This window comes from Pseudohalioglobus lutimaris (assembly GCF_002866825.1).
Classification (GTDB): Bacteria; Pseudomonadota; Gammaproteobacteria; order Pseudomonadales; family Halieaceae; genus Halioglobus; species Halioglobus lutimaris.
Genome location: NZ_PKUS01000005.1, coordinates 147,215 through 163,693, shown reverse-complemented (window position 1 = coordinate 163,693; position 16,479 = coordinate 147,215). Strand labels below are relative to the sequence as shown.

General features: G+C 54.1%; 10 protein-coding genes. 5 read left to right on the top strand and 5 right to left on the bottom strand.

Going from position 1 to position 16,479, the window contains the following annotated elements:
* Positions 1–4: 4 nt before the first annotated feature.
* From C0039_RS06630 to C0039_RS06615, 4 genes are all read left to right on the top strand, one after another.
* Positions 5–472, top strand: coding sequence for a PaaI family thioesterase (locus C0039_RS06630; protein WP_027951252.1), 468 nt, complete (start codon positions 5–7; stop codon positions 470–472).
* 5 nt (positions 473–477) lie between these two features.
* Positions 478–879: a PaaI family thioesterase gene (locus C0039_RS21495; RefSeq protein WP_076001765.1), complete on the top strand. Its 402-nt coding sequence runs from the start codon at positions 478–480 to the stop codon at positions 877–879.
* A gap of 1,050 nt (positions 880–1,929) precedes the next feature.
* Positions 1,930–2,796, top strand: coding sequence for a phage integrase N-terminal domain-containing protein (locus C0039_RS06620; RefSeq protein ID WP_027948882.1), 867 nt, complete (start codon positions 1,930–1,932; stop codon positions 2,794–2,796).
* Between the two features lie 221 nt (positions 2,797–3,017).
* Complete coding sequence (locus tag C0039_RS06615) at positions 3,018–4,181, top strand: tyrosine-type recombinase/integrase (RefSeq protein WP_027948881.1); 1,164 nt, start codon at positions 3,018–3,020, stop codon at positions 4,179–4,181.
* Positions 4,182–4,502: 321 nt separating this feature from the next.
* Here C0039_RS06615 and glgB read toward each other — a convergent pair whose 3' ends face one another.
* A complete protein-coding gene (gene glgB / locus C0039_RS06610) occupies positions 4,503–6,731 on the bottom strand; it encodes a 1,4-alpha-glucan branching protein GlgB (RefSeq protein ID WP_423810680.1) in 2,229 nt (742 codons plus the stop codon).
* 386 nt (positions 6,732–7,117) lie between these two features.
* On the opposite strand from glgB, the gene C0039_RS06605 reads away from it, so the two are divergent.
* A complete protein-coding gene (locus tag C0039_RS06605) occupies positions 7,118–8,155 on the top strand; it encodes a LacI family DNA-binding transcriptional regulator (RefSeq protein WP_101517630.1) in 1,038 nt (345 codons plus the stop codon).
* Positions 8,156–8,200: 45 nt separating this feature from the next.
* Here the strand turns inward: C0039_RS06605 and pgi are convergent, their stop codons facing one another.
* The 4 genes from pgi to C0039_RS06585 form a co-directional block, all read right to left on the bottom strand.
* A complete protein-coding gene (pgi, locus tag C0039_RS06600) occupies positions 8,201–9,787 on the bottom strand; it encodes a glucose-6-phosphate isomerase (RefSeq protein WP_101517629.1) in 1,587 nt (528 codons plus the stop codon).
* A 74-nt stretch (positions 9,788–9,861) separates the two neighbouring features.
* Positions 9,862–12,300, bottom strand: a complete 2,439-nt coding sequence (locus C0039_RS06595; protein ID WP_101517628.1) for a glycogen/starch/alpha-glucan phosphorylase — start codon at positions 12,298–12,300, stop codon at positions 9,862–9,864.
* Positions 12,297–14,447 carry a glycogen debranching protein GlgX gene (gene glgX, locus C0039_RS06590; RefSeq protein WP_101517627.1) on the bottom strand — a complete coding sequence of 717 codons (2,151 nt, stop codon included), beginning with the start codon at positions 14,445–14,447 and terminating at the stop codon, positions 12,297–12,299. Before glgX ends, C0039_RS06595 begins: the two co-directional genes overlap by 4 nt.
* 59 nt (positions 14,448–14,506) lie before the next feature.
* Entirely contained in the window at positions 14,507–16,465 is a 1,959-nt protein-coding gene (locus tag C0039_RS06585; protein WP_101517626.1) for an amylosucrase, read from the bottom strand.
* Positions 16,466–16,479 lie beyond the last annotated feature (14 nt).

Here is a 16,479-nt window from a genome sequence, read left to right as displayed (position 1 = left end):
CAAGATGGATGCACTCCAACTGGAAAAAGTTTACGAGTTGTTCAGCGCCGGGATCGGTGCTCACAGTGATATGTCACTGAAATTTGTTTCTACCGAGGAAAACCGAGTCGTATTGGAAATGCCTTTCCAGGAAAAGCATGCAACAGCGCACGAAAATGGTTCGTTGCACCCTGGCGCTCTGGCAGCCGCACTGGACAGTGCCTGCGGTTTCGTAGTCCTCCAAAGCCTCGCGGTGCCACAGGCCATTGCGACCATCAACCTGCGAATCGACCACATACATTCCGCCCCCGTAGGCACTGATGTTCGAATCCAGGCGGAGTGCTACCAGCAGATTAACGGGTTTGCCTATGTCAGTGCATTCGCCAGCAGCCTGGACGGAAGAAAGATGTTGTGTAACGCGCAAGGTATTTTCAAAATTGGCAGCCCAGGTCCTGCCCTGGATCGAAGCTTGCTCTATCGACGAGGTGATTAATCAAGATGGACAAACATCTACTCCAGTTTCTCGACGAGACGCCCTATGCGAAAAATTACGGGACCGAGCTTGTCAGATGCGAACCAGATGTCGAATGCCTGACTCCTTGGGCAGAGCATTTTACTGGTAACCCATTGTTGCAAGCGTGGCACGGAGGAGTAGTTGTAGGCGTTCTCGAGCTTACCGGTGCGTTGCAAACTTTAAAGGTATCAGCCGACGAAGTGTGCCCACTCCTATCAGCCAACATCAATTTTCTACGTCCCACCAAGGGTGATCTAGCCGTGCATACACGCGCTTACCTTGTTCGAAGTGGGAGGCAGATTCTGAATATCGATGTCATCGCCTGGCAAATCTCGCTGCAAGAGCCCACTGCTGCGGCAACACTGACTTTTGCAAGACGTAGTTAGTCACCATCCTTCTGTTCGATTTAACGCTAAATTCACGAAAAACCACCCCGTACCGCCTGCGTTCCGGCGCGAGCTCATTAGCCGCTCGCCCGAGAGAATTCTCGGTAAGAGTCTGGAAGAACACTCTTCCCCCAAGGCAATGGTGGATTTTTGCGGGTACAAATGTGCAGTTTTCGTCCGGCGTTGATAGGCTTTTCACAGCGGAGCATATCGTTTTCCGCATCAAAACCCCACGTCACTAAGGCGCGAAGCGAGTAGTGACGTGGGCAGCGCGCACATTGCGGCAATCTTGGCAACACCGAGGCTTAACGTCTTTTCAGGGGTGGTTACAGTGGAACCACCCCCTCAAAGGTGGATTGGGTCGTGTAGGCACAGTCAAATATGGCCAAAATTGCATTGCAGAGAGCTTTCAGGGCGTTTGATGGCAGCAAGTTTTCAGCTGCCGGGCAGAAACCACTCCCGATTCAGGTGAAGTTCTCTGTGACACGCGTATTCTGTGTTCCTATAATCGGCCCCAACACTGAATTTTGTCGCTGCCACTGCGCTTAAAGTGGCAAGGAAGACCCCACCTTGCGAAAGCGAACGGGGTAGGTGGATTCAGGTAGTTTTGGAATCTGCTGAACGCGTCACTCAGGACCCTTCTTGACGCAACGGTCAGCGATGACCGGGTCCCTCTTCGAACTATCGCAGTGCCGCTTCGTCTGGGTACCGCACCTTCAAATCCCTCCCGCCTGGTACGGGGATCGGTTCCATAAGCGCTGTGGATGGCCGGGCATATATGCCGGCCTGAAAGACAGTTTCTTCAACCACGCAAACGCACTGGCGGTCAGTGCGCTCTGCTCAACTTAAAAAGGAGAAATCCACCACCAGCCTTTGGCTGGATGACCGTTGGTTTGCACGGGCCAGTTTTCTTGCGAAAACACACCGTGCTGTCTATGGCCAGACACATTCAGGTCAACCGGGATTGGTGTCCCGTGATCGTACCGCTCGTCGGACCTGCGCAGCATTGTTGCCAGGTGATCAGAAACACTCACCGATGGAAACAACACTATGCGAGACCTGAACTACCAACTGAAACTCTTGTGCAAACACAGCCATGAAGGCAGCTTCGAAACCCGCGTAGGCCGTGAGCGCCAGTTGAGCGCAATCGCCAACCAGTTGCACGAGCTGGGCTTCCGGCAATTGAAGGCCTCCTCCCTCAAACAAAAGCATGTCCAGGCCCTGGTGGACGAGTGGCTGAAACAGAACCTTTCACCCGGCACCATCAAGAACCGGATGAGCTGTTTACGCTGGTGGGCCGAGAAGGTTAACAAGCGGGCCGTGGTTGCCAGCTCCAACGACTTTTATGGCATACCGGACCGGCAGTTCGTATCCGGCACCAGCAAGGCCAAGGACCTGAAAAGGGACCAACTCGCCCTGGTGAAAGATGAATATGTGAGGATGAGCCTGCGCCTGCAACAGGCCTTCGGGCTTCGACGGGAGGAAGCCCTGAAGATCCAGCCCCGCTGGGCAGACCGGGGTGATCACCTGCACCTCAAGGCCAGTTGGACCAAGGGCGGACGGGAACGCACCGTCCCCATCCGCACCCTGGAACAACGCGCCCTGCTGGAACAGGCCAAGCGGCTGGCCGGTTTCGGCTCGCTGATCCCCCGGGGCCGGCAATACATCGAGCAGCTCAGGATCTACGAACGCCACACCGCCAACGCCGGCTTATCCAAAATGCACGGCCTGCGCCATGCCTATGCCCAGCAGCGGTACCGGGAACTCACAGGTTGGCCCTGCCCCCATGCGGGCGGGCCCGCCAAAGAGCAATTAACCGGGTCACAGCGTCAGGTCGACCAGCAGGCCCGCCTGACCATCAGTGCTGAAATAGGCCATGTCAGAGCCCAGATAACTGCTGTGTACATAGGCAGATAGGGCATGCAGATCCAACCCCGCCTGATCCGACTCCGCGATGCCCCGGCCTACCTCGGGATCAACAAGAATACTTTTAATCGCGTGGTGCGCCCTGCCCTGTCTGAGGTTTCCCTGGGACAACAAACCATTCTCTTCGACAGACTTGAAATCGACGCCTGGGCGGAGGACTATATCCAACGCAACGGGCGTCGTCCTTTAGGCTCAATTCTGGAGGACGATTTATGTCAAAGCGCAACAAAATGCCGGGGCTCCGCCTCAAAAACGGGATCTGGCATATCGAAAAACGCTCGCAGTACGCCCCCGGCGGCTGGCTCCGCGAAAGCACAGGAGTATCTGGCCGCACTGAGGCAGAGCAAAAACTGATCCGTCGACTGGCGGAGATTCAAGAGGAGGCAAAGCAACAAGCCGCAGCGGTTTATACCTTCGAGGCAGCGGCACTGCGATACCTCGAAGATATTGCACAGTCGTCATCGGCAGAAACGATAGCGATACATCTGGACCAGTTGTTCGTGTATATCGGCGCACTGCCCCTGGAGCAGGTCCACGACGGCACTTTAAAGCCATTCGTGGATGAGCGGCTCCGTCTGGGGAAGGCCCCGAAATCCATTAACAATGCGATTGGTACAGCCAGTGCAGTTCTCAATCGCGCGGCGCGGGTATGGCGAAATGAGCAAGGGCTGCCGTGGCTAAAACAGGCACCGCCCAAACTCAGTCGGCTATCGCTCAAGGGGTGCCAGAAAAGACCGTACCCCTTGTCGTGGGAAGAACAGGACAGGCTTTTTTCAAGGCTCCCCCGCCACCTGGCGGATGCCGCGATGTTTGCGGTCAATACGGGATGCCGGGAACAAGAGGTCTGCCAGCTGCGCTGGGCATGGGAGGTAAAACTGGATGATCTATCCACTTTCGCCTTTGTCCTGCCCGAGTCGATCACCAAGACCAGTACCGAGCGGGTGGTGGTGCTCAACACGGTCGCGAAGGCAGTAGTCGATTCACGGCGGGGGATCCACGAGGACTTCGTGTTTACCTATCGGGGCAACCCGGTCGGGAAGTTACGGACCAGCGCGTGGATCAGGGCCTGGACGAAGGCCGGGTTACCGACGGACAGCACCATACTCAAAGGCGTTCACAATTTGCGCCATACGTTCGGCCGAAGGCTGCGAGGCGCGGCGGTTCCACTGGAAACACGCAAGGCGCTGCTGGGGCATGCCAGTGGTGATATCACCACCCACTACTCGGCAGCCGAACTCGGCGAACTGCTGGATGCCGCGGAGAAGGTGACCGATCGTGGGCGCGCGCAATCGCCCACCCTGACAGTGATAAAGCGGCAGAAGGAGGAAAGTGTCGGAAAACTGCCGGAAATGCGCGGGAAGGTTAGTGGCTGCTAAGCTGCAGACCCTTACGGAATTGGCGCGCCTGGCACGATTCGAACGTGCGACCGCCTGGTTCGTAGCCACATTAGTGGAACTTTAAACCCTTAAATTTCAATTAGTTAGATACGGCCCGCCCTCAAAACACCCCGTATTTACCCGTATTTCACCGCATTAACTCTACGATCGGGAAAGACCCAAGCATTGATAGTGCTTAGTTCGAACCAGGGTTTTAATGTAATGAAGCTCCCCCTGCCGTGAGGACCGGCAGTAACTTGCCGGCTTCGAGTTTTCCCCGCGATGTCATATCTACTCCGAAAGTTGTTTCATTATGTTTTTTTAATGGTTCTGCAGTTCAAAAATCAGCGTCGCCAGCGGTGGCAGTGACACCTGCAAGCAGCAGGACTGTCCGTCGCAGGATTCAGCCAGCGCATGTCGACCACCAAAATTACCCACATTGCTTCCTCCGTAGCCCTCAGCGTCGGTATTCAGGCGCTCGGCCCAGTATCCAGGAACCGGCACACCGACCCGATAATCAAGGTGAACGGTGGGCGTGAGGTTACTCACCACGAGTGCAATCGAGGAACCATTCGCGCCCCGTCGCAACCACGCAAAGACCGAGGTCTGGCGGTTGTCTACCTGCACCCATTCGAAACCGGCACCATCACAATCCTGTTCATACAAGGCGGGCACCGAGATGTACATCTGGTTCAGGTCACGCACCAGCGACTGCATACCACGGTGTGGGCCGTACTCCAACAGATGCCATTCCAGTTCACCATCGTGATCCCACTCCGAACGCTGAGCAAATTCCCCTCCCATAAACAGCAGCTTTTTACCGGGATGCCCCCACATGAAGCCTAGATAAGCCCGCAGGTTGGCAAACTGTTGCCATTCATCTCCTGGCATTTTGTGCAACAAGGAGCGTTTTCCATGGACAACTTCGTCGTGGCTCAAGGGCAGCACGAAATTTTCGCTCCAGGCGTAGGCGATACCAAATGTCATTTCGTTGTGGTGGTACTGCCGGTGTATGGGATCCCGTTCCATGTAGCTCAGTGTGTCGTTCATCCACCCCATGTTCCACTTGTAACCAAAGCCTAGGCCGCCATTATCGACCGACTGTGAAACTCCCGGCCAGTCAGTGGACTCTTCCGCCGTCATCATGATCCCCGGGTGGTTGAAATAGAGCCTGCTGTTCACTGTGCGCAGAAGTTCTATGGCCTCCAGGTTCTCTCGCCCACCGTGCTCATTCGGCACCCACTGGCCTTCTTCCCGGCTGTAATCCAGGTAGAGCATGGAGGCCACTGCATCCACCCGCAGGCCATCCAGGTGGTACTCCTCGATCCAATACATGGCGTTACTCAACAGGTAGCTCACTACCTCACCGCGACCGTAGTTGTAAATCAGGGTATTCCAGTCAGGGTGAAAACCCTGGCGCTCATCCTCATGCTCATACAGGCAACTGCCGTCAAAGCGACCCAGGCCGTGCTCGTCGGTGGGAAAATGACCCGGCACCCAGTCCAACATAAGGCCAATGCCGGCCTGGTGACACTGATCGGCAAAGTACTTGAATTCCGCGGGCGTGCCAAAACGGATGCTGGGTGCATACATGCCGATCGGCTGGTAGCCCCAGGAGCCATCGAAAGGGTATTCACTGATAGGCATCAGTTGCAGGTGGGTAAATCCCATTTCCACGACATAGGGGATGAGTTCGTCCGCCAGTTCCCGGTAGCTCAGGTAGCGACCATCTTCCTCCCAGCGGCGCCGCCAGGAACCCAGATGCACCTCGTAAATACTCACCGGCTGCCGGTGGCTGTCCGCTTCACTACGGCGCGCCATCCATTCACCGTCACCCCATTGGTGACTATTATCCCGCTGTACCATGGACGCCGTTTGCGGCGGATGCTGCATGGATCGCGCGTAAGGATCTGATTTCAGCGCCAGAACCTCTCCCTGCACATTGATGATTTCGTATTTGTAGTTACTGCCTTGCGGGAGATCAGGTATAAACAACTCCCAGATACCCGAGGCCGGATGCGGCCGCATCACATGGCGGCGGCCATCCCAGTGATTGAAGTCACCGACCACCGCCACCCGCCGGGAAGATGGCGCCCAGACCACGAACAGCACACCATCCACGCCATCTATCTGACGAGGATGTGCACCCATCCACTGGAAGGAGCGCTCCTGAGTCCCTTCGCCGAACAGGTAGAGATCATCCTCACTGAGGCAGGAAGAAAACCGATAGACGTCTTCCATGTCTACCTGTTCGGAGTCATAGGCCACACGCAGGAAATAGTCGAATCGGTTCTTGCGATTGAGCAGCGTTTTTTCGAACAACCCATCTGGATGAATTTGGCGCAGGGTGGTTACTTTTTTGCCGTTCTGGCGAGAGATCACCTCTACCCCGCTGGCCCCCGGGAGGAAAGTGCGAATAACCAGACCCTTTCCCGAAGGATTAGTGTGCGCACCAAGTACAGAAAATAGATCCCCATGCGTTCCAGACACCACGCTCTGCATGCATCCGGAATCCAAAGTTTCCAATGGTCCTGCAGGTAGTTTTCTCAACTTCTCTCCTCACCTGTGTTATTTCACAAGCGGCAGTCTATTTTCAGGCACAAAAAAAAGCATGCCACGCTGCCGTGGCATGCCAAATAGCTGACCTCTCACCGCAAGAGGAGGCCAACCGCCACACGCTGGCAGACCAGGCGCGTATACCTCACTGATCCGGGTGTGAGCGGTCCGAAGCACCGACTCGAATCGATTCCCCCCCCACCACTTTCAGATTCTATTGCAATCGATTGCATTAAGTCAATAGATTCTGGTAAGCCACTGACATTTCGGTCTTGCCAGGGTATTCCCGGTGGAGAGTTTCCATTGTGGCCAACCTCCTCTACAATCGGTTGTAGTGCAGCGCGGCATCTATCCTCAACACACCGGAAAAAGAGCGACTTATGTCGGTAAAGAAATCTGAGCAACGAAAAATCGACATGCAGCAACTGGCCGACATAGCCGGAGTTTCCAGAGCCACTGTGTCACGGGCACTGAATGACAGCCCTCTTGTCAATGATCGTACAAAAGACAAGATCCGCAAGCTGGCTGAAAAGCACCAATTCGTGATGAACGAAACCGCACGCAATCTACGCCTGCAGCGCTCTAATATGATCTGCCTGGTATTGATGCACGATGTGGAATTGAGCCATCACTTGTCAGACCCATTCTTTCTGAGGATGGTCGGATCTGTGGTTGATCACCTGGCTGAATCGGGCCACGACCTTATGCTGTATCATAAACCCGTAGAAACAGCAGCCGAGTTTCTCACCACTAGGGTATATAGACAGTGTGACGGCGCAATCTTCATCGGTCAGGGGATGATCCACGATGAATTGAACAAACTGGCTGGCTACCAAAAACCAATAGTCGTCTGGGGGGCTGACCTGCCAGAACGAAATTACCGGATAGTGGGCACCGATAATGTCATGGGCGGGGAGCAGGCTACTCGTCACTTGCTGGATCAGGGTTGCAGGCGCATTGCCTTCTTCGGCGATGTAAGGAAACCAGAGCTGGCCCTGCGGCATGAAGGATATGCCAACGCGCTACGTCAGGCAGGGCTGGATGCAGACATTAATCTGGAACTGGATCCACCTATGGAGAGCGGCGCCGCAGAGGAGATTATCGACAACTTCATTCAAAACAATTCGGGCATAGATGGAATCGTCTGCTGCAGCGACATGCTCGCCGCCAGTGCTATCTCTTGTCTGCAAAGACACGGGATATCCGTGCCTTCAAAGGTAGCCGTTACCGGATACGACGACCTGGAAATTGCGACGCGCATCAACCCCACCCTGACTACCGTATCCCAGGATATTTCGGGCGGCGGTGAGCAGTTGGTTAAGAAAATGATGGGGCTGCTAACAGGCAAAAAGGTCCGTGACTCTATCCGCGATTCCTCACTGGTTATCCGGGAGTCAAGTTTGAGAAAAGCTTATTAGAGCACCCTCCTCCCTCGCAGCTTTGTTCCAGAAAGTACAGGTAGCTCAGAGGGACGCATTGAGTTTATTCATTAAGTTGCGTGTTGAACAATCCAACTCGGAATTGCCTTGCAGCAAATCATTGGCCAGCGCTTTTCCCAGCTCGACACCCCACTGGTCGAAGGAATTCACGTTCCACAAGCACCCCTGAACAAACACCTTGTGTTCGTATAGCGCAATGAGCGCTCCGAACGTTTCCGGTATGAGCTTTTCCATAAGCAGTACATTAGAGGGCTTGTTACCGAGGTAATTCCTGTAGACAGGAAGTGTCGAATCCTGTTTGCCGGACATCAGCGCTGCAGATTGCGCAAACATATTCACTGTCAGTACCCGGTGGTGCTCCGTCGTACTGAGATCGTCACTGAGCAGCCCGATGAAGTCTATGGGAATAAGGTGTGTACCCTGATGCAAAAGCTGGAAAAAGCTGTGCTGGCCGTTCGTCCCGGTCTGCCCCCAGATAATCGGCCCGGTCGAACAATTCACCAGGCTGCTATCCAGGGTCACGCTCTTGCCGTTACTCTCCATATCAAGCTGTTGCAAATATGCAGGAAGGTTCAGCATCCGCTCGCAATAAGGAATAACCGCATGGCTCTCAGCATGCAGGAAATTGCTGTACCAGACGCCCAATAAGGCCAGGATCACCGGCATGTTCTCGCGGGCGGTGGACTCCCGGAAGTGAACATCCATTTGCTGAGCACCCGCAAGAATACGCTCAAAATTATCGTATCCAATGCAGATGGCAATGGACAAACCGATGGTAGACCAGAGTGAATACCTGCCGCCGACCCAGTCCCAGAATTCAAGGATATTTTCATCCCTGATTCCCAGTTTTACCGCGTTTTCAGGCGAGGCGGTCACGCCAATAAAGTGGGGGGATGCGTACGCGCTTGCCAGACCGAGGCGCTGCTCGAACCAACCGGCCGCAGTCTGGGCGTTGAGCAGGGTCTCCTGGGTAGTAAAGGTTTTGCTGGAAAGAATAACCAGGGTCGTCTCCGGCTCCAGATTCTTCAGGGTGCTTCGAATCAATTCACCATCCACATTGGAGACGAAATGGCATTTGATTCGCTCGTGCGAAAATTCCTTCAGGGCTTCGCAAGCTAGTTTTGGCCCCAAGTCTGAGCCACCAATACCGAGATTGACGATATCTGTTACACGTTTGCCCGTCGATCCCAACCAGGCACCAGAACGAATCTGGTCGCTGACTGCCTTGATTCGGTGCTTTTGTCCGGCAATCTGTGCACTGGCCTCGGTGAGCCCGTCCTCCTGCAATTGTGTCGGACTCGCCCTCAGGGCCGTATGTAACACAGGGCGCTGCTCGGTCATATTGATCTCCTCCCCTGTGAAAAGTTTTTCACGCTGGGTCTCAAGCGGCGATTCCGCCACCAGTTCCAGCAGGAGTTGCATAATTTCATCGGTGACCAGATTCTTGCTGTAGTCGAGAGACAGCCCTGCAATTTCCAGACTGTATTTATCTACCCGATCCTGGTCCTGGTCGAGCAGATCGGAAACCCGGATGCCAGGGGCCACCTCTGCCAGCCGCTGCAGGGCATCCCATACACTAGACTTTGTTATATCGTAGTTTTGTGAAATCATCGTACTTCGTGCATGTCGTAAAATTTGCTCGATTGCAAGTGTTCCAAGGGGGCGTCGCCCTTACGGGCGTCGGCTCAACTCCTGTACCAGATATCATCCCGGTATTCGCGAATAGTTCGATCACTGGAGAACCGGCCACTGTATGCAGTGTTCAGAATCGCCATCTTCGACCAGCGCTGCCTGTCTGCGTAGCACTCGCTGACCCGTTGCTGGGCCTCTACATAACTGTGGAAGTCAGCGGCGGTCACCCAGGGGTCAGAGGGGCAACGAATCGCTGCTGTCACAGAATAGAACAGGCCTGCTTCATCTAGATCAAAGTGCCCCGAATCCAGCAGCCTCATTACCTGCGACAGATCAGGATCCGCATCGATGATTTCCTGGGGACGGTAATTGGTTCGGGTGGCCGCCACCTGCCCCGCTGTCATACCGAAAAGGAAGAAATTATCATCGCCAACGGCTTCCCGGATCTCAATATTCGCCCCATCCAATGTCCCTATGGTCACGGCGCCATTCATCATGAACTTCATATTGCCGGTCCCCGATGCCTCCTTCCCGGCAGTGGAGATCTGTTCTGAGAGATCGGTGCCAGAACAAATCACCTCCATCGCAGTGACGCGATAGTCGGGAAAAAATGCGATCCTGAGAAGATTTTGACAGCGCGGATCCGCGTTTATGACAGATGCAACATTGCTGATTAGCTTGATAATCGACTTGGCCATAACGTAACCTGGAGCGGCTTTCCCGCCGATCAGCAGGCACCTGGGATACATGCCAACGGTGTCACCGTCACAGATACGTCTATACAAGTGTATGGCATGGAGAATATTGAGCAATTGCCTTTTGTACTCGTGGATTCGCTTAACCTGAACATCAAACATCATGCCAGTGTCGAATTTCACCCCACAGTCCTGCTCTACTAGACTGGCGAGGGCCGCCTTGTTGCGCTGCTTGACCTCCATGAATTGCTCGGCAAAGTCGGAATCGCTCGCATAGGGAGCCAGCTTCTCCAACTCGTCCAGGTCTTGAACCCAGCCATCACCAATCCGCGAGCAAATAAGCGCTTTCAAACCTGGGTTGCTGTGCGCGAGCCAGCGCCTTGGGGTGACGCCGTTAGTCTTGTTATTGAATTTTTCCGGCCACAGCTCATTAAAATCCCGGAAAAGGCCCTGCTTCAAAAGATCGGTGTGCAGAGCAGCCACGCCATTGACGGAAGAACTTCCAACGATGCCGAGGTAGGCCATTCTCACGCACGGGTAGTCCCCTTCGGTCACAATGGACATATTGCGCAAGCGGTCCATGTCCCCGGGCCATTGGTCATTCACATGGGAAAGAAAACGTGCGTTGATCTCGTAAATAATCTCCAGCACCCGTGGCAGCAGTTGCTCAAACAAGCTTACAGACCAGGCCTCCAGTGCTTCCGGTAACAGTGTATGGTTGGTGTAAAACATTACGCTTGTTGTGATTTCCCAAGCCTCTTCCCACTCGAGCCTGTAATCATCGATGAGCAGGCGCATCAGTTCCGGTATCGCAACCGTAGGATGCGTGTCGTTCAACTGAAAGCCATTTTTGGCGGCAAATATGCTGAAATCTTTACCGTGATCCCTCACCCATCGATGGAGGACATCCTGCAGGCTTGCCGAGGCCAGAAAGTATTGCTGGCGAAGGCGCAGTTCCTTACCCTGTTCGCTTACATCGTTGGGGTACAGAACAAGCGTTATCTGCTCCGCACGATTCTTCTCGGCGACCGCATCGATATAGCTACCAGCGTTGAATTCATCCAGGTCAAACTCGTCGGTTGCCTCGGATTTCCAGAGGCGCAGGGTATTGACCGTATCATTCTTGTACCCGGGAATGGGCAGATCGTAGGGTACAGCAAGAACATCATGGGTGTGCTCCCAACTGGTCCGCATAACACCGTTTTCATCCTGATATTGCTCGGTTCGACCGCCGAATTTCACCCTACGGGTGTTTTCCGGGCTTTCAATTTCCCAGGGATTGCCGTCCCGCAACCAGGGGTCAGGCTGTTCCACCTGGTGTCCATTGTCTATTCTCTGGTGGAACATTCCGTACTGGTAGCGGAGGCCATAGCCCGTGACCGGTATTTCGAGACTCGCACAACTGTCGAGAAAGCAGGCAGCAAGTCGTCCCAGGCCGCCATTGCCCAGACCCGCGTCTGGCTCCTCGCTTTCCAGCTTCTCCATATCGCACGCCTGTTGGACAAGAGCAGCCTTAAGCTCCTCCTCAATATCCAGATTAAGTACCGCGTTACTCAGGGTTCGGCCCATCAGGAATTCCAGTGAAAGGTAGTTGATCCGCTTGGGCTGCTCAGTACGGTACCTGTCGCGGGTCTCTTGCCACCTTGCGACCAGGTGGTCTCGCACTGTCAAGGCCGTGGCACGGTACAGATAGTGGTGGGATTCGGCCGTTTCATCTTTGCCAAGGGTCAACTGGTAATGCCTCGAAAGGCTCTCAGCCAGCAGCTCTTGTGAAAATACAGGTTCGATTTTGTTCATAATGTCTCTCTGGAATTGATTGATTCAGCTAATTCAAGCCAATGGGGACCACCAGCCCGGGCAGTCGTCATAACGACGACAGAACGTGGGGCCAGGGTCAATTGTTTTGCTGCCATTCCTGTCCAATACAGGTCAGTACTCTCTTCTTTCGCGGTATCTATGATTACTTGCCATTCGGATGGAACTGTCTGCGGCAGGGAAAAGTGCTGGCTCTCATCTGCTGCGTTAAAGATCACCAGCAATTGACGAGAGTCATCCGTTTCATACTCGGATCTTTCGGACAGAAGGTATCCAAGCACGCGAGTGTCGCGTTCGTGCCAGTGCTCTTGGCGCATTGTTTTACCGTCGCTGTTAAGCCAATGGATGCTGTCGTCACGCGAATCATCCGACCGGTGCCGGTACACGGTGGCTAGAAAAACAGGGAAGGATCTGCGAATAGCGATAAGCTTCCTAACCAGTGCGATTAGGCTCTCCCCACCCTTGGTAACGTTCTCCCAATCGACCCAGTTAAGCGAATTGTCCTGGCAATAGGCGTTGTTGTTTCCCGACTGGGTACGTCCCAACTCATCGCCCGCCTGGAGCATGGGAACACCCTGGGACACCAGCAGAGTCGTTAAAATATTGCGTTGCTGCCGCCAGCGCAGCGCTTTTATTTTCGGGTGGTCAGTTTCACCCTCAAAACCGTGGTTGGAACTATAGTTTTCCCGGTGACCATCGTTATTGTCTTCAAGATTTCCATGGTTGTGACGTGAGCTATAACTCACCAGGTCCCGCAGGCTGAAGCCGTCGTGGCTGGTAACGAAGTTAATGCTGGCGGACGGCTTACGCCCGGCATGTTCAAACAGATCCCCGGAGCCGTGGAGTCGGCGGGCCAGTTCAGGCAGTAATCCCTCATCACCGCGCCAGAATCGGCGCACCGTATCCCTGTAGCGGTCATTCCACTCACTCCATCCCGCCGGAAAGTTTCCGAGCTGATAGCCACCGGGCCCTACGTCCCAGGGCTCGGCAATGAGTTTGACTCTAGAAAGCACCGGGTCCTGTGAGATCGCTTGGAAAAAGGCGCTACGGGTATTAAAGCCATGCTCCTCTCGCCCGAGCGCAACGGCCAGATCAAAGCGAAAGCCGTCTACACCCATGGCAGTAACCCAGTAGCGGAGGCTGTCCATCACCAGTTGCAACACCCGCGGATGGCGAATATTCAGCGTATTACCGCAGCCCGTGTCGTTGATGTAGTAATAGTTGTCGCCAGGGACCAGCTGGTAATAGGAATGGTTGTCGATACCTTTGAAGCTCAAGGTTGGCCCGAGGTGGTTTCCCTCACAGCTGTGATTGTAGACGACATCCAGAATCACCTCGAGGCCCGCGTCGTGAAAGCGATCCACCATGTTACGAAACAGTAGAGGATCGCTCCCCCCAAGGTAATCACTGTGTAGCGCAAAAAAACTCAGCGTATTGTAACCCCAGTAGTTCGTTAACCCTTTCAGGGACAGGTGATACTCGTCCGTAAAGGCATGAACAGGTAGTAGCTCAACACAGGTCACTCCAAGCGACTTTATATACTCGATGATTTTCGGGTGACTAAATCCTGCGAACGTTCCCCGCAACGCATCGGGTACGTCGGGGTGTAAGCGGGTGAACCCCTTCACATGGGCTTCGTATATCACGGTTTCATGCCACGGCACAGCCGGGTTGCAGCCGGTGGCCGCAGGGACGCTGTCCACTACAACGACGGCCTTGGGCATATAGGCCTGGTTATCAATTGCATTTGGCAGTGAGTCCCGCTGGACGGGCCCTTCCTGAACATCGTAATCCAGGTGTGAAGAGTGCCACTCGAAGCGCCCTTTCAATGCCCGGGCGTAGGGATCGAGCAATAGCTTATTCGCATTAAAACGGTGTCCCTCGTGGGGATCGTAGGCGCCGTGTATCCGATAACCGTAGCAAAGCCCGGGGGTAGCCCCCTCCACAAACCCGTGCCAGATATCATGAGTCTTTTCCGGCAACGTCAATCGCGCAATCTCCCTTACCCCCTCACTGTCGTACAGACAAAGCTCCACGCGCTCGGCGTGGGCGGAAAATATCGCAAAATTTGTCCCCCCTTCCTGACACGTGGCGCCGAGCGGGTAGGAGATACCAGAGCTAATAATCATCAGTTAGACTTGGAATTTCGTTCCAGCCAGGTGTCAACGACGGGGTTCGATTGAAGCATTCACGCACTCACTTCCAGCAAGACAGGATCTGCCATCAACCATTGAAACTGGAAAGGTTCCAGCTTCAGGGATTCGATTGAATGCAAGTCCAGATGCTCACCGGAAACCTGTTCTATTGCCCGATCTCCCAGGCCCATGGGCTGAAGAATACCCTTATCGAGCATCTGAGGGTGGTCGCTGAAATTACAGACAACAGCTAAATTTCCTGCCTCTGGATGAACGCGCTGATAGACGAACAAGTGGTCATTGCCCGTGGGAAGAATGCGAGTCTTGCCGCTACCGAAGACAACGTTTGCTTTTCGCAGGCTGATCATCTGGCGCAATGCCACGTTTATTCTGTTCTGGGGCGTGCCGGGCCTGGCGGCTTCTGCGAGTGCCTCTTCTGTTATACGCGGCCTGTTTACCCAGCGCGCATCGTGTTTTTTGGTCTCATCTTCCTGGAAGCTGTAGTCATTGAGCATTGCCAATTCATCGCCCGCATAGAGCAATGGAATACCACCAATACTAAGGATAATACTGTGAATCAGCAGTATCCTTGCCACAGACATATCCACAAGTGACTTATCGCCAGTACCAAGCGCCTCCTCCAGTCCGGCAAGCGAAGCGAGAGATCCACACACCCTGCGATCTCCGTTTTCAGGATTAAACTGAAAACCCAGGCCCACTGCAAAAGATCCTTCAAATCCGCCGGTATAATACCGATTCAGGAATAGCCTGTGGTCGTAACCATCAAGGCCAATCGCAGCGGCATCCCCATCGTCGAATGTCCAGCCGATATCATCATGGCAGCGGGCGTAGTTCACCCAGGAGCAGTCGGGATGAATTGCGAACCGGTGAGAAAGAGACTGGTTCAGCAATCGCGTTTTCCTGGTGGCCAAGCTGTTCCATATCAAGGCCATCAATAAAGGGTTATACGAGAGCTGGCATTCCTCTGGCTCGATGTACTTGACCACATCATCAGGGTGAACAATCGCTTCGGATTTAAAGACGACTGCGGGCGCAGCAATTTGCAGGCAGCAATTAAATGCCTGGATCAGCTTGTGTGCATTGGGTCTGTTTTCACAGGTAGTGCCCAGTTCCTTCCATATAAATGCCAAGGCGTCCAATCGCAATACCTCAGCACCGGCGTTCGCCAAATACAACATTTCACTGGCAATCGCGCAAAATACCGACGGGTTTGAATAGTTCAGATCCCATTGAAAGCTGTTAAATGTGGTCCAGACCCATTGATCCCTGTCTTCCAGGTAGGTAAAGCTTCCCCGGCGAACCTGCGGAAATATTTCCCGCAGCGTTCTTTCGTAGGCGTCAGGCATCGAACGATCATCAAACAGGTAGTAATATTTACTGAATTCCGGATCGCCCGCACGCGCCGCACGTGCCCACTCGTGCTCATCCGAGGTGTGGTTGAACACGAAGTCGAGTACGAGGCTGATTCCAGCCTCACTCAGGGCTTCGGAAAGCTCCCGTAAGTCGTCCATAGTGCCCAGCGATGGATTGACGGTTCGGTAATCTGACACCGCATAGCCGCCATCACTGTCGCCCTCTGGAGCTTTGTACAATGGCATCAGATGCAAGTACGAAATCCCCAGCTCTGAAAGGTAAGGAATTCTGGATTTCAGCGACTGGAGGTCATTCGCGATCAGGTCTACGTAACAAGCCATACCCACCAGATTCTCCGACTTGAACCACTGTGGATCGCCCAAGCGCTGTTCGTCCTTCTTCTTCAATCGGTCTGGACGCTCCTGATAGCAATCCAACAGAATTCTGACCAGGTTTTCCATTACCAGGTCGAAGTCATCCACATCCTGATAAACAGTGCTGAGCAAGTCGTAGAGGCGCGGAAAATGCTGGCCCAGGCGCAGCAGAAACGACGCGCTTCCAGCACCCAGCAACGTCTCAGTATCCAGCGTCTTTTCGATACGCTGCAAGCAGCGTTGACTCTCGGTCCTTGTATTCATTCACGTATTCTCAG

Excerpts from the sequence above, each read along its gene's own strand:
- C0039_RS06630 (WP_027951252.1), top strand. The coding sequence starts at position 5 with ATGGATGCACTCCAACTGGAAAAAGTTTACGAGTTGTTCAGCGCCGGG.
- C0039_RS21495 (WP_076001765.1), top strand. The coding sequence starts at position 478 with ATGGACAAACATCTACTCCAGTTTCTCGACGAGACGCCCTATGCGAAA.
- C0039_RS06620 (WP_027948882.1), top strand. The coding sequence starts at position 1,930 with ATGCGAGACCTGAACTACCAACTGAAACTCTTGTGCAAACACAGCCAT.
- C0039_RS06615 (WP_027948881.1), top strand. The coding sequence starts at position 3,018 with ATGTCAAAGCGCAACAAAATGCCGGGGCTCCGCCTCAAAAACGGGATC.
- C0039_RS06605 (WP_101517630.1), top strand. The coding sequence starts at position 7,118 with ATGTCGGTAAAGAAATCTGAGCAACGAAAAATCGACATGCAGCAACTG.
- pgi (WP_101517629.1), bottom strand. The coding sequence starts at position 9,787 with ATGATTTCACAAAACTACGATATAACAAAGTCTAGTGTATGGGATGCC.
- C0039_RS06595 (WP_101517628.1), bottom strand. The coding sequence starts at position 12,300 with ATGAACAAAATCGAACCTGTATTTTCACAAGAGCTGCTGGCTGAGAGC.
- glgX (WP_101517627.1), bottom strand. The coding sequence starts at position 14,447 with ATGATTATTAGCTCTGGTATCTCCTACCCGCTCGGCGCCACGTGTCAG.
- C0039_RS06585 (WP_101517626.1), bottom strand. The coding sequence starts at position 16,465 with ATGAATACAAGGACCGAGAGTCAACGCTGCTTGCAGCGTATCGAAAAG.